This window comes from Pseudarthrobacter sp. NIBRBAC000502771 (genome assembly GCF_006517215.1).
GTDB classification, from domain to species: Bacteria; Actinomycetota; Actinomycetes; order Actinomycetales; family Micrococcaceae; genus Arthrobacter; species Arthrobacter niigatensis.
The window spans coordinates 440,271-452,960 of the sequence record NZ_CP041187.1; the positions used below are offsets into that span (position 1 = coordinate 440,271).

At 66.4% G+C, this 12,690-nt stretch carries 13 protein-coding genes and 2 pseudogenes; 7 read left to right on the forward strand and 8 right to left on the reverse strand.

Annotated elements, in window-relative coordinates; genetic code table 11:
• Positions 1-61: 61 nt before the first annotated feature.
• The 3 genes from NIBR502771_RS01960 to NIBR502771_RS01970 are packed head-to-tail and all read left to right on the forward strand — an operon-like array spanning position 62 to position 1,861.
• Positions 62-622 carry an SSI family serine proteinase inhibitor gene (locus tag NIBR502771_RS01960; RefSeq protein ID WP_141158231.1) on the forward strand — a complete coding sequence of 187 codons (561 nt, stop codon included), beginning with the start codon at positions 62-64 and terminating at the stop codon, positions 620-622.
• Entirely contained in the window at positions 600-1,532 is a 933-nt protein-coding gene (locus NIBR502771_RS01965; protein ID WP_141161374.1) for a 3-methyladenine DNA glycosylase, read from the forward strand. The genes NIBR502771_RS01960 and NIBR502771_RS01965 overlap by 23 nt, the downstream gene beginning before the upstream one ends.
• Positions 1,529-1,861, forward strand: coding sequence for a serine protease inhibitor (locus NIBR502771_RS01970; protein ID WP_141158232.1), 333 nt, complete (start codon positions 1,529-1,531; stop codon positions 1,859-1,861). The genes NIBR502771_RS01965 and NIBR502771_RS01970 overlap by 4 nt, the downstream gene beginning before the upstream one ends.
• A gap of 74 nt (positions 1,862-1,935) precedes the next feature.
• On the opposite strand, the gene NIBR502771_RS01975 is transcribed toward NIBR502771_RS01970, so the two are convergent.
• The gene (locus tag NIBR502771_RS01975) at positions 1,936-5,067 is read right to left on the reverse strand and encodes a S8 family serine peptidase (RefSeq protein WP_246839784.1); all 3,132 of its coding nucleotides are present in this window, start codon (positions 5,065-5,067) and stop codon (positions 1,936-1,938) included.
• A gap of 253 nt (positions 5,068-5,320) precedes the next feature.
• A complete protein-coding gene (locus NIBR502771_RS01980) occupies positions 5,321-5,506 on the reverse strand; it encodes a hypothetical protein (RefSeq protein WP_141158233.1) in 186 nt (61 codons plus the stop codon).
• A 247-nt stretch (positions 5,507-5,753) separates the two neighbouring features.
• On the opposite strand from NIBR502771_RS01980, the gene purS reads away from it, so the two are divergent.
• From purS to purL, 3 genes and pseudogenes are all read left to right on the forward strand, one after another.
• Complete coding sequence (gene purS / locus NIBR502771_RS01985) at positions 5,754-6,005, forward strand: phosphoribosylformylglycinamidine synthase subunit PurS (protein ID WP_015935902.1); 252 nt, start codon at positions 5,754-5,756, stop codon at positions 6,003-6,005.
• Position 6,006: 1 nt separating this feature from the next.
• On the forward strand, positions 6,007-6,780 hold the full coding sequence (gene purQ, locus NIBR502771_RS01990; protein WP_141158234.1) for a phosphoribosylformylglycinamidine synthase subunit PurQ: 774 nt from the start codon (positions 6,007-6,009) through the stop codon (positions 6,778-6,780).
• Positions 6,777-9,085 (forward strand): annotated as a pseudogene (gene purL, locus NIBR502771_RS01995) (phosphoribosylformylglycinamidine synthase subunit PurL). Before purQ ends, purL begins: the two are co-directional and overlap by 4 nt.
• Before the next feature lie 74 nt (positions 9,086-9,159).
• Here purL and NIBR502771_RS02000 read toward each other — a convergent pair.
• The 4 genes and pseudogenes from NIBR502771_RS02000 to NIBR502771_RS02015 form a co-directional block, all read right to left on the reverse strand.
• Positions 9,160-9,453, reverse strand: a complete 294-nt coding sequence (locus NIBR502771_RS02000) for a DUF503 domain-containing protein (protein ID WP_141158235.1) — start codon at positions 9,451-9,453, stop codon at positions 9,160-9,162.
• Positions 9,454-9,461: 8 nt separating this feature from the next.
• Positions 9,462-9,782, reverse strand: a complete 321-nt coding sequence (locus NIBR502771_RS02005) for a putative quinol monooxygenase (RefSeq protein WP_141158236.1) — start codon at positions 9,780-9,782, stop codon at positions 9,462-9,464.
• Positions 9,779-10,327, reverse strand: a complete 549-nt coding sequence (locus tag NIBR502771_RS02010; protein WP_141158237.1) for a DUF1990 family protein — start codon at positions 10,325-10,327, stop codon at positions 9,779-9,781. Before NIBR502771_RS02010 ends, NIBR502771_RS02005 begins: the two co-directional genes overlap by 4 nt.
• Positions 10,320-10,478 (reverse strand): annotated as a pseudogene (locus NIBR502771_RS02015) (MmcQ/YjbR family DNA-binding protein); the annotation flags it as partial. The pseudogene NIBR502771_RS02015 and the gene NIBR502771_RS02010, both read right to left, overlap by 8 nt.
• Positions 10,479-10,603: 125 nt before the next feature.
• Between NIBR502771_RS02015 and NIBR502771_RS02020 the strand changes: the two are divergent.
• Positions 10,604-11,236: an HNH endonuclease gene (locus tag NIBR502771_RS02020; protein WP_141158238.1), complete on the forward strand. Its 633-nt coding sequence runs from the start codon at positions 10,604-10,606 to the stop codon at positions 11,234-11,236.
• On the opposite strand, the gene NIBR502771_RS02025 is transcribed toward NIBR502771_RS02020, so the two are convergent.
• Positions 11,196-12,299 (reverse strand): site-specific integrase, encoded by a 1,104-nt coding sequence (locus NIBR502771_RS02025; RefSeq protein ID WP_141158239.1) that lies wholly within the window; start codon positions 12,297-12,299, stop codon positions 11,196-11,198. The genes NIBR502771_RS02020 and NIBR502771_RS02025 overlap by 41 nt on opposite strands.
• Positions 12,286-12,585, reverse strand: a complete 300-nt coding sequence (locus NIBR502771_RS02030) for a hypothetical protein (protein ID WP_141158240.1) — start codon at positions 12,583-12,585, stop codon at positions 12,286-12,288. The genes NIBR502771_RS02025 and NIBR502771_RS02030 overlap by 14 nt, the downstream gene beginning before the upstream one ends.
• Between the last annotated feature and the right edge of the window lie 105 nt (positions 12,586-12,690).

Sequence of the window (12,690 nt, forward strand, 5' to 3'; positions counted from 1 at the left end):
CGACGGCCTGCCTGCCCCATGCCAAGCGACTAGAATTGCTGGACGAAGGGAAGGTGGCCTGATGCGGAAGTTCCGGATGCTCGCAGCATTCCTTGCCGTTGCCGCCGGCCTGGTCTCGGGCTGCAGCGGCACTCCCGGCAATGGCACATCCGCGTCCACAGCGCCCTCCACCGCATCGGCAGGCTCCCCGGCCGGCACTGCGGCCCCCTCTCCGGACACAGAAACCTCGGTACCGGCGCCCGCCCCCGCCACGTCGCGGCCAGCCGAGGGCCCGGGACAGGGAAATGCCGAGCTCGCCATCACCGTGGTTCCGTCCCCGGGCGCACCCGAAGTCGACTACACCCTGGTTTGTTCCGCGGGCACCCCCGCCGCCGAAAGCAGCCATCCCAACGCCGCTGCCGCCTGCGCCGCGCTGAAAGCGAACCCAGGCATCCTGGCCCCGGCCCCGGCAGGGACGTCGCGGCCCTGCACCCAACAGTACGGCGGCCCCCAAACAGCTACCGTCACGGGCATGGTGGACGGCGTGGCCGTGGATTCTGTATTTGCGCGGACCAACGGATGCGAGATCAGCGCATGGGACGCTGCCCGGGATGTGCTCGGTGCCGCCGGTGGAGCCTCTTAGCCTGCTGGCGGAGGACAGCGCCCAGGCACGGGGGGAAGCCCACCTGCAGCGCGTCAGCCGCTACGCCGATCCTTACCTGGCCCGCCGGTCCGCAGGACAAAAGCACCCGGTGGAGGATTTCCTTTTCACCTACTACACGCAGAAACCGGGGCAGCTGAAGCGCTGGCACCCGGGCGCCGGCGCGGTCCTCACCGGCGCCCAGGCAGCCGAGCGGCTGGGCTGGAAGCATTACCGGAGGCTCGACGACGGCGAGCTTGGTTTCCTGGGCCTGCCTGCGGGAAGCACGGCGGCCACCTTCGACCGGGCCGCCTTCCTTGCGGACCGCAAGGAAGCAGTGGCGTTCGCCGGAGTGATCCTTCGGGGCACGGCGGCCCGGCCTGCCCAGTTCGGCTGCTTCGGCCTGCACGAATGGGCCATGGTCTACCGGCAGGACAAGTTCGACCTCCGCCACGAATACCTGCAACTGCGGCTTGGGTCAGCGGGTACGGACAAGGTGGTGGAGGACAACAGGATCCGGTGCACCCACTTTGACGCGTTCCGGTTCTACACCCCGGATGCCATCCCGCTCAACGAGTTTTCACCTAGCCGGGAGTCGCAGCGCCACATGGAGCAGCCGGGCTGCCTGCACGCCAACATGGACCTCTACAAGTGGGCGTACAAACTGTTGCCGGCACTGCCCAGCGAACTGGTCATGGACTGTTTCGAACTCTCCTGGCGCATCCGGGCCATGGACATGCAGGCTTCCCCATACGACCTCGCCGAGTGGGGCTACCCAGCCATTCCTATCGAAACCCCACAGGGCAAGGCTTCCTACGTTGAGCACCAGCGCAATTTTGCCGCGGAGGCAACCGCGCTGCGGGAGAGACTTGCCCTGGACCTTGGTGCCTTCGCAGATGGTGTGCAGAAGTGATCGACCTGGCCATCAGCGTCCGGGAGGCCCCGGAGGCTCCCGAGTATGTGTTCCGGCTTGTGGCGGAGGACGGGACTCCATCGCCCGGGACCACCCTGCCGGCACCGGAAGCTGCGCTGGCGGCCGTGGAGGAATTCGGGGAAGACATCTTCTTTCCCCGGCCCGGGCCACCCAGGCTGTGCACCCAGCAGTACGGGGGACCACAGGTGGCCGTCGTTTCGGGCACGTTCCATGGCCGGGCGGTCCATTCGGTCTTCACCCGGACGGATGGCTGCGAGATCGCCCGGTGGAAGGCCATGGCTCCCCTGCTGGGTGGCAACGGCGCCTGACCGCCGGCGCCCTTGGCACGAAAAAGGGTCCCGGACGTATCGTCCGGGACCCTCCCCCCATGCTTAGTTGATGGTCAGGCTGCGGGAACAGCCTGGGCCATGCCCATCTGGGGAGCGCCGGCCGGAGCCGGGGCAGAGCCGGAACCTACCTGCACGTTGACCCAGGTCTTGATGCCGTTGCTGCCCAGGCTCAGCCGGGAGAGGTACGACCCTTCGGAAAGTCCAGTCCAATTGAGCGTGGCCGAGGTGGCGGTCCCGTTCGGCGCCACGATGGGGTTGGGATTAACCGTCAGGTTGCCTGCGTCACCGGCAAAGGAGACGGTCTGGACCGCAGCAGTGGCAGGCCCGTTGTCCGTGGTGGCGTACAGGTTCGCCACCACGTAGTAGGTCCCGGGACGCGGTGATTCGAGGTCCAGGAACTCACTGGCCGATGCCGTTGCCACCTGGGTGGCTGTGAGGCCCCCGGATCCGTTCGGTGTGTAGACCACCATGTCCCAGTCGACGTCGTTGGACTGCGCCTGGATGCCCAGCCGGGCAAACGTGGCGCCGGCCGGCACCTTCACCTGGAGCAGGGCGTTGTGCGCGTCGTTCGTGGCTGCATACGCTCCCGGGGTCTTGGTGATGGCGGTCTGGCTCAGGGGTGCCAGCCCCTCTACTCCGACGGCGATGGGGCTGTCCGAGCCGGATACGAGGTTCATTGATCCACTGCCGGTGCCCGTGGGCGAGCTGAAGGAGAACGACGGGGCGATCTGGGCGTCAACGGGCCGGATGGCGATCGGTGAGCTCACCGTCCGTGGGCCCTTCCAGGTGAGGCTGCCGGTGCTGAACTTGCCCACGGGGCCGCTGACGTTCCGGATGGTGAGGGTCACTTCACGAGTCTGCCCGGCCTTGGCGAAGTTCAATGCCTTGGGTTCGACGTTGACGTTGAAGCCCGGCATGTCCACTTCGGGGCGGTACATGCCCGGGACCAGCGCGGTCAGCTTGCGCTTGACCTGGACCTCACCCACCAGGCTGCCCAGGGCAACCGAGGGAACATTGAGGTCGCGGGCAGCGATGGTGCCCGCCTGCGGCGCTCCCGTTTCCACGCCCTGTCCGTTGAGGAAGCCGAGCCAGTCCTGGATGCCTGAATCGTAGACCAGCCCGGGATCAAGGACACGGGTGGAGTCGATGTGGCCGGCGCCGCCCTGGAAGGGATCGGTATTGGGCGTGCCGTCGGCGTTCACCAGCGGGTAGGCGGTGGTCATCATGGCGGACTTCACCATGGCGGGCGACCATTTCGGCTGCTTGCCGAGCACCAGGGCACCGAAACCGGCGATGTGCGGCGCGGCCATGGACGTGCCGGACATGAATCCGAACTGGTCGCCATGGTTGCCGATCGTGGAGACGCCGGCAAGGACGTTCACGCCCGGGGCCGAGATATCAGGCTTGAGCAGGTCACCGCCGGACGCGAGGGTGGGCCCGCGGGACGAGAAGCCCGCGATCTGGGGCGCCGGCGCCGGGGGAAGTCCGGTCAGGTCGCCCTTGACCAGGCTTACCGTCAGTGCCGGATTCGCTTCGAGCTTGGCCTTCAGCTCCAGGCTCTTGGGCGCGTTGACGTGGACCGTGGGAACAGCGTGGTTGTCGGCGTCCTCGGAGCTGCTGGTGAGGTTCACCAGGATCATGCCCACGCCGCCCTTGTCCAGGACTTCCTGGCTCTTGGCGGTCCGGTCCACCACCCCGCGGTCGCAGACCACAACCTTGCCGGCCACCTTGGCGGCGTCAAGTGTGCCCGGGCCGCAGAGGTTGGGGTTGGCCGTACCGGCCGCGGCGGCAGCAGCAGCCAGGACCACAGGCTTGTCCGCCGGCTCGGACTTCATGATGGATGCGCCGCGGTACAGCGATCCGTCGGATACCTTGACCGTGCCCACCAGGTCACTGGGGAAGGTTGCGGCGGCCACCGTGGTCAGCCATGGCGAGGCGTGGTTGACGGTGGAGGCCGTGGGACCGGAATTTCCTGCCGAGGCAGAAACAAAAATGCCGGCGGCGGCGGCGTTCAGGAAGGCCAGCGCCACGGGATCGGTGGTGCTGTTGTTGTTTCCGGAAATGGAGTAGTTCAAGACGTCGACGCCGTCCTTGATGGCTGCGTCCACGGCCTCAACCGAAGCGGAGGAGTAGCAGCCGCCGGTGTCCGGGTTGGTGTCCTCCCAGCAGACCTTGTAGACCGAAACCTTGGCGGCCGGCGCCACGCCGGAGCTCTTGCCGAAGCTGGCCCCGTCGATCACCTGCTCGATATTGGCGTTGCCGGCGGCAGTGGTGGCCGTGTGGGTGCCGTGGCTTCCCACGTCCACGGGGGAGATCTGCTCTTCGGGGGCGCGGTTGCCGGGTGTTACGTACTGCAGGAAGGAATCCGCGAAGTACCGGGCCCCGATGACCTTGGAATTGCAGAGTGATCCGTCAAAGGATGCCCCCGTTCCCTGTCCTTTCTGGCATTCACCCTCGAAAGTGGTGCCGTCCGCTTTGAGCATGGCGATTTTGCCGTCGCCGGTGCGGTAGGGAACGCCAACCTGCGCCTCACCCTGCAGGGCCTTCACCGGTTCCCCTTGAAGGAAGGGGTTGTCCGGGGCATAGCCGGAATCGATAACGCCCACCACTACGCCCTTGCCGGCGTTGGCTTCGCCCCCGAACTGCTTGGCCCAGGCCCCATCAGGACCGGTGAGCTTGAGGAAGTCGGTGGTGGTGTAATCGGGTTTGTTCTCGACGTCGGGCGCAACCACCAGGACGCGCTTGTCCTTGGACAGGGCTCCCGCCTGCGCCGCGGTCAGTTCCGCCGTAAACCCGTTCAGGGCCGCGGTGTACTGCTTGGCGGGAGTGACCCCCTGCGCAGCTGCAACGTCGCGCTGCTGCTTGCGCAGATGGGCGTCGTAGGCCTTGTAGTTGGGACTGCCCGCGTCGAGCTTCCTGCCCTGCTGCGGCTTGGTAGCGCCCAGCCCGCCAGTTCCCCCTTCATAGGCCGCGGCAGCCGGACCGGCGAGTACCACGATGTACCTGCCGTCCTTGAACTGGCCGTCCTTGGCGCCGGATGAAGCGTTTCCGGCGCCCTGGACGTCAGGCGCCGCCGAAGCGGGCCCCACTGCCAGCGAGCTGAGGATCAGGGGCAACCCGACGGCCAGGGCGGCCGCCTTCCGGAGTCCCCCAGCCCGCAAGGGGCTCTTTCCAGTTGATTTCACGTGCAACCCTTTCACGATGTGCCGCCCAGAGTGGTGGGCGCCCCGAATGACTGGCACTGCAGAGGGAATTACAGGTTTTGTAATTAGCTGAGACCAGACTGTTCACAGGGTACAGACTGAGAGCGCGATATGACATAGAGCACATTTGAAAAATTTTCGCCTGTCATACGGCGGGTAAAGCTCAGTAACCTCAGGCACGCAAAAGGGCGCCCCGAAGGGACGCCCTGCAACAAAGTGGGAGGATGCCTGCGGGCTAATGCCGCGGAGTCCGCACCACGTCACTGATCCATTGCCTGGTCTTCTCATCCACCGGGCCCGCCACCCGCGTCTCGCGGGCCAGGCGGTCAGCCTTGACCTTCTGGAACACCATGCGGCCCAGGCCGGCGAACACGGCAGCAGCGACCATCGGCAACAACACGGACTTCGAATTCTCAGCCATCCAGCAATCCTAGTGAAGGCCCTGCGGCAACTCCAGAACCAGACCTCCATACGCCTCGAATGTTCCAGCGTTTTGTGCGGCACCCCCACCGGGGCCGCGGGGATTCAGAGCGATGCGCCCGTGCCGGTAGAATGATAGGGCAAGCTCGCGGAGCGCCCGTCCACCATGTCCCCCGACACACCGGTACGGCGTGAGACGGCACCACTCCGCTGCGCCCTTACCCAAGCTCACGCACAGGAGTTGCCGGATGCCCCGGATCGTTGTTGACGTCATGCCCAAGCCCGAGATTCTGGACCCCCAGGGGAAGGCAATCGTTGGCGCTCTCCCCCGGCTGGGCTTCACCAGCTTCAGCTCTGTCCGCCAGGGCAAGCGTTTCGAACTGACGGTCGACGGCGAGGTGACCGAGGAAATCCTGGCCCAGGCCCGTGACGCCGCCGAAACCCTCCTGTCCAACCCCGTGATCGAGGACGTCGTCAACGTCGAGGTCGTCGAGGCCTGAGATGACTGAACTTCCCCTGATCGGCGAAGCTGTCGCTGTCGCGGCGGAACCGCGCCTCGCCGGCGCCCGCATCGGCGTCGTCACCTTCCCCGGCACCCTTGACGACCGGGACGCTGCCCGCGCCGTGCGCCTCGCCGGTGCCACCGCCGTCGAACTCTGGCACGGCGACACCGAACTTGGTGACGTGGACGCCGTCGTGATTCCCGGCGGCTTCTCCTACGGCGATTACCTCCGCGCCGGCGCCATTGCCCGCTTCGCGCCGCTGATGTCCAGGATCATCGACGCCGCCAACTCCGACGCCAAGCTGCCCGTCCTGGGCATCTGCAACGGGTTCCAGATCCTCACCGAATCGCACCTGCTGCCCGGCTCGATGATCAAGAACGACCACCTGAAGTTCCTCTGCCGCGACCAGGTGCTGCGCGTGGAGAACACCAACACCGCGTGGACGCTGGACTACCAGGCCGGCCAGGAAATCACCATCCCGCTGAAGAACCAGGACGGCCAGTACATCGCTGACGAGAAAACCCTGGACGCCCTTGAGGCCGAGGGCCGCGTCGTCTTCCGTTATGTGGGCTTCAACCCGAACGGCTCCCGCCGCGACATCGCCGGTATCTCCAACGCAGCAGGCAACGTGGTGGGCCTCATGCCGCACCCCGAGCACGCCGTGGAACCGGGCTTCGGCCCCGAATCGCTCGATGGCATCGGCGGTTCCGACACCGACGGCCTCGGCTTCTTCACCTCCGTCCTGAACAAGATTGTGGGAGGCGACAAGTGACCACCGAAACCACCAAGAAGTTCAACATCGACACCGTCGAGAACGCTGCCAAGACTCCGGACACCGAGCTGCCCTGGGCGGAACTTGGCCTGAAGCAGAACGAGTTCGACGAGATCGTCAAGGTCCTTGGCCGCCGCCCCACCGGCGCCGAACTGGCCATGTACTCCGTCATGTGGAGCGAGCACTGCTCCTACAAGTCCTCCAAGAACCACCTGCGCCAGTTCGGGCAGAAAGTCACCGAGGAAATGAAGAAGGACATGCTGGTGGGCATCGGCGAAAACGCCGGCGTGACCAACCTGGGGGACGGCTGGGCCGTGACCTTCAAGATCGAATCGCACAACTCGCCGTCGTTCGTTGAGCCCTACCAGGGCGCCGCGACCGGCATCGGCGGCATTGTCCGCGACATCATCTCCATGGGCGCCCGTCCCGTCGCCGTCATGGACCCGCTGCGCTTTGGCGCCATCGACCATCCGGACACCGCCCGCGTCATGCACGGCGCCGTGGCGGGCATCGGCGGCTACGGCAACTCGCTGGGCCTGCCGAACATCGGCGGCGAGATGGTGTTCGACTCCGTCTACCAGGGCAACCCGCTGGTCAACGCCCTGGCTGTCGGCGTCATGCGCCACGAGGATATCCGCCTGGCCAACGCCTCCGGCAAGGGCAACAAGGTGGTTTTGTTCGGTGCACGCACCGGCGGCGACGGCATCGGCGGCGCCTCCGTGCTGGCCTCCGAGTCCTTCGACGACACCAAGCCCTCCAAGCGCCCCGCCGTCCAGGTGGGCGATCCCTTCGCGGAGAAGGTGCTCATCGAGTGCTGCCTGGAGCTCTTCAAGGGCTCCCTGGTGGAAGGCATCCAGGACCTCGGCGCCGCAGGCATCTCCTGCGCCACGTCGGAGCTTGCATCCAATGGCGACGGCGGCATGCAGGTCGAGCTGACCTCCGTCCTGCTCCGCGACCCCACGCTGACCCCGGGCGAGATCCTGATGTCCGAGTCGCAGGAGCGCATGATGGCCGTGGTCACGCCGGAGAACGTGGAAGCGTTCGAGGCCGTCATGGACAAGTGGGCCGTGGAGTACTCCTGGCTGGGCGAGGTGACCGACACCGGCCGCCTGATCATCACGTGGGAAGGCGACGTGATTGTCGACGTCGATCCCCGCACCGTGGCGCACGACGGCCCGGTCTACGACCGCCCGTTCGCCCGCCCCGAGTGGCAGGACGCCGTGCAGGCGGACACCTTCACTGGCTCGGTGCAGGACGCCGGCCGTCCGGCCGCCCCTGCTGAGCTCGCCGCGGCCGTCACCGAGCTCGTGGCCTCGCCGAACATGTGCTCCAAGGCCTGGATCACCAACCAGTACGACCGCTACGTCGGCGGCAACACCTCCATGGCGTTCCCCGACGACGCCGGCGTGGTCCGCGTTGACGAGGAGTCAGGCCTGGGCGTTGCCCTGGCCACCGATGCCAACGGCCGCTACACCTACCTGGACCCGTACCACGGCGCGCAGCTGGCACTGGCCGAGGCCTACCGCAACGTCGCCACCGCGGGCGCCATCCCCATGGCCGTCAGCGACTGCCTGAACTTCGGCTCCCCCGAGGACCCGGACGTCATGTGGCAGCTCGCCGAGGCCATCCGCGGCCTGTCCGACGCCTGCATGGTGCTGGGCATCCCCGTCACCGGCGGCAACGTCTCGCTGTACAACCAGACGGGCACCACGCCCATCCACCCCTCCCCGTGGTGGCGGTGCTGGGCAAGCTCGACGACGTCGCGCGGCGCACGCCGTCGGGCTGGCGCGAGGACGGCCAGGCCATCTACCTGCTGGGCACCACGGGCGCCGAGCTGGACGGTTCCGAGTGGGCCAACATGCGCGGCCACCTGGGCGGCCAGCCGCCGAAGGTGGACCTCGAGGCCGAACGCGCCCTGGGCGAGATCCTGATCAACGCTTCCCGCGACGGCATGATCGACGCCGCGCACGACCTCTCCGAGGGCGGCCTTGCAGCTGCGCTGGTGGAGTCCTCGCTGCGCTACGGCGTGGGTGCCCGGATTGCCCTTCAGGATGTTGTTGACCGGGACGGCGTGGACCTGTTCACGGCGCTCTTCTCCGAGTCCCAGGGCCGCGCCATCGTGGGTGTCCCGAGGTCGGAGGAGATCCGCTTCACGGACATGTGCACCGCCCGTGGCTTCACGCACACCCGCATTGGTGTGGTGGACGCGGCGAGCGGCACCCTGGACATCAATGGCGTGGAGAGCCTGCCCCTGGACGCCCTCCGCGAAGCCCACGAGGGGACGCTGCCGAAGTACTTCGGCTAGGCCCCACAGAACGCGGACGGACACTCAAGCCCTTAGAGGAGGCTTTGGGTGTCCGTCCGCATTTAAGGACCGGTTCAGTCCTCGCTGTGGAGCTCGCGCTGGCGGGCACTGAGCAGCTCGATCTCCGGGCGGCCGGCCACGAAGCGTTCGACGGCGGCGAGCACCTCTACGACGTGCGCCCGGTCCGCTGCCACCAGGCCAACGCCAAGCCGGGTGCGCCGGTACTGGCCGTGGTCCCCCACCTCCGCTACGGACACCTCGAACCGGCGCTTGAGTTCGGCCAGGAGCGGCCGGACCACGGAACGTTTCTCCTTAAGGCTGTGCACGTCGCCCAGGAGGATGTCGAACTCGGTCCAGCCGATCCACATGGCAGCCCCTAGCCGATGGTGAGTTCGCCCATGAGGTCCCAGCCTTCGCCGTCGAGCTGCCGGCTGATGATCTTCGGCGTCTCAACGAGGGCCTGGGGCATGTCCGCCATGGCTTTCTTGAAGTGGTCGCTGTTCACGTGGTCGCCGGCGGCGTCATCCTGGAAAGCTTCCACCAGGACGTATTCGTTGGGGTCATCCAGGCTGCGGGACCAGTCGAACCAGAGATTGCCCGGTTCCTTGCGGGTGGCTTCGGTGAAGTCTGCCACGAGCTCCGGCCAGCGCTCGGACCACTCGGGCTTGACCTTGAACTTGACGACAATAAAGATCAATGGGATTTTCCTTCCGCGGCGAGACTGCGTGCCCCTTCAATGTACCGGGAAGTAACGTAGCGCTGCGCCGCGCGGGTCACCAGTCCGCCGGCGGCGTAGAACCAGTTGGCGGGCCTGCTGAAGGCCTGGATCCGCAGCCACACCTCCGCCTGGCCGTCGATCTCCACTTCAAAGGATTCCTCCCCGCGGGCAGGGTGGCCGGGCAAAGTGCCATAGCCGAAACCGGCGGACTGCGGGATGCCGCCTGGCACCGGATCATGGACCCACACGACCTGGCAGGGTGCCGGCAGGCGGAAGGGCCCGACGCCGAATCCGCTCACCACGTGTGCCCCCGGCACGGCCCGGGGCGAGTCGGCCCGGACCCGGAGCCCCGCCCGCCGCTGCAGTTCCCAGGCGAGGATGCCGTCCGCCACGCGCCGGTAGGTATCCAGCCCGGTGCCCAGGCGGACCTCCTGCAGGACACGGTCGTATCCTTCGGGGGCACTCCCTTCTTCGGTGCTTCCCACTCCCGGGTATTCGAGCCGGGCAGTTGCCTTGTCAGTCACTGCTGCCTGCCTTCCCGAGGCGTGCCCACCCCAGTTGCTCCTGCTGCTTCCGGCTCAAGCCTGCCACCACCAGGTCGTACGAGTCCTCCACCATGTCCCGGACCATCCCGTCCGGCAGCGATCCGTCAAGGCGGACACCGTTCCAGTGGGTCTAAACCCCGCCGTTACTGGGGACTTTAGCCTCCCAGGGAGGAACTAGGGAGAGTCAGCGCAAAGTGAAGGCCCCGCAAGGTCTGGAAACCTCCGGGGCCGTGAACGAATCGGGAAGGATTCGCTATGGACAAGGCTACCTGCAAGTTCGACGGTTGCGCCAATGACGGCAGGCTACGGCGTGGATTGTGCGGCAAGCACTACCAGTGGGTGACGAAGCACGGCAAGCTCGCTGACTACGACCGGAAGCTTATCCACACGGACGCAACGCTGGACGAACGGCTCCGACACCACGGATGGACCGTCACCGAGTCCGGGTGCTGGGAGTGGAAAGCCTCGCGGAACGGCAACAACTACGGCCAGTTGGCGACCGGCGGCACCCGCCCAATGCTGGCAACCCGGGCCGCGTACACAGCCTGGATAGGCGATCTTCCAGAGGGCGCCGTTGTATGCCATGCCTGCGATAACCCGCCCTGCATCAACCCTGCCCATTTGTTTGCCGGGACCCACCAAGACAACGCAGACGACATGGCGCGTAAGCGGCGGTCTGCAAACGGTGAGCGGAGCGGGGTCCACAAGCTGCCTGACGCGAACGTGGATGAAATCCGTGGCCTGTACTCCAGCGGAGCCTATTTGCAGCGCGAACTAGCTGAGGCTTTCGGCGTGACCCAAAGCGCCGTGAGTATGATCGTGAACCGTCGCCGTCGGGGCCGTGAGACTAATCCTCCCCTGCCGAAAACAGTCCGTCTATCCGCGTAGCCACCTCGTTGAGGTCAGTATCGAAGAGGCCGGCGTAGAGGTTGAGGGTCAGTGAGGCGTTGGCGTGCCCCAGCATCCTTTGCAGGGCTTTGACGTTCGCGCCGGCACTGACCGCCAGGGACGCGGCGGTGTGCCGCAGGTCATGGGCGTACATCCCCGGCGGGAACGCAGGGTCAGCCTCGCACGCCGCCGCCACAGCTTTCTTCAACGCGCTGCTCCGGAAGTTGTTGGGCCTCAGCCGCATCCCCCGCGGAGAGGTGAAAATCAGGTCCCGTGGCGGACCGTCCCCGATGACCTCCAGGACTTTGTTGGAGAGGGGCACTTCCCGGCCCAGGTTGGACTTGGGGGTGCCGACGACGGCGGTCCCGTTTACCCAGGCCACAGCCCGGGTGACGTTCGCACGGCGCCGTCGCCGGTCGATGTCTCCGTAGCGGAGTTCGGTGAGTTCCCCGATCCGCATCCCGGTGAGGGACAGCGCCCAAATGAACCGGGAGTAGTGCGGCTGGATCGTCCCGGCCAGGAGGCGCACCTGTGCGGGCGTGAGGTAGGTGTGTGGCCTCTTGCTGGCCTTGGGCATCTTCACGCCTTTGGCGGGCGAGACGACGATCCGCCCCTCCTGCACGCACCAGTTCAGGAACGTCCTGAACCGGCCGTAGATCGTCTCCACCGTCGTGGGGGCCTTGTCCATCCCGGACACCCATTCCTGGACGTCTGAGCGGCGGATGTCAGCCAGTATCCAGTCACCCCAGTAGGGGGTGATGGTGAAGGCGAGGTCTGATTTTGTGGCTTGCCGGGTGGAGGCTTTGAGGTGGATTTGGGAGGCGAACCAGTCGGGCAGGATCTCCTTGACGTAGACCCGGCCACGGTCCTGGGAGACGTAGGTCCCTGAGCGCTGGTTGTGTTCGATCCAGGTCAGGTGTGCTTTGGCGGCGTCCTTGGTGGCGAAGGACTTCTTCCGTTCCCTGCCGGCTTCGGTCCATACGGCACGCCAGCGGAGCCCCTTCCCGTACTCCGCTGTGCGGGTGCGGTCTTTCCGGGTCCACCTGTCTTCAACGGTTGCCATCGCAGGGCCCCTTGGTGGTGCCGGTGAGGCGGGCCATGATCAGCCACTCGTCAGGGTCCAGGGAGGCGATGTAGTTGCACACGTCCGATGGGGTGACTTCCAGGAGCTCGGCCAGGTGGTCGAGGTCGCGGGAGACCCTGCGGGCTGTGAGGAACGCCCGGGGGGTGATGAGCCGGCGGGCGGCCCATTTCTTGGCGTCGTCGCACCGTTCCGGGCAGGTGGTGCCGTAGAAGGTGTGTGCGCGGTCGTGCATGGCCTGTGAGACGGTGTTGATAGTGCTGAGCATGATGGTCTTTCCCCAGTGAATAGCCCGCCGGGTGGCAGGGCAAAATTAGGATAAGGCCAGTTCCCCAAAGTTCCATAACCGGCATATACGCTGCAACATTGTCGG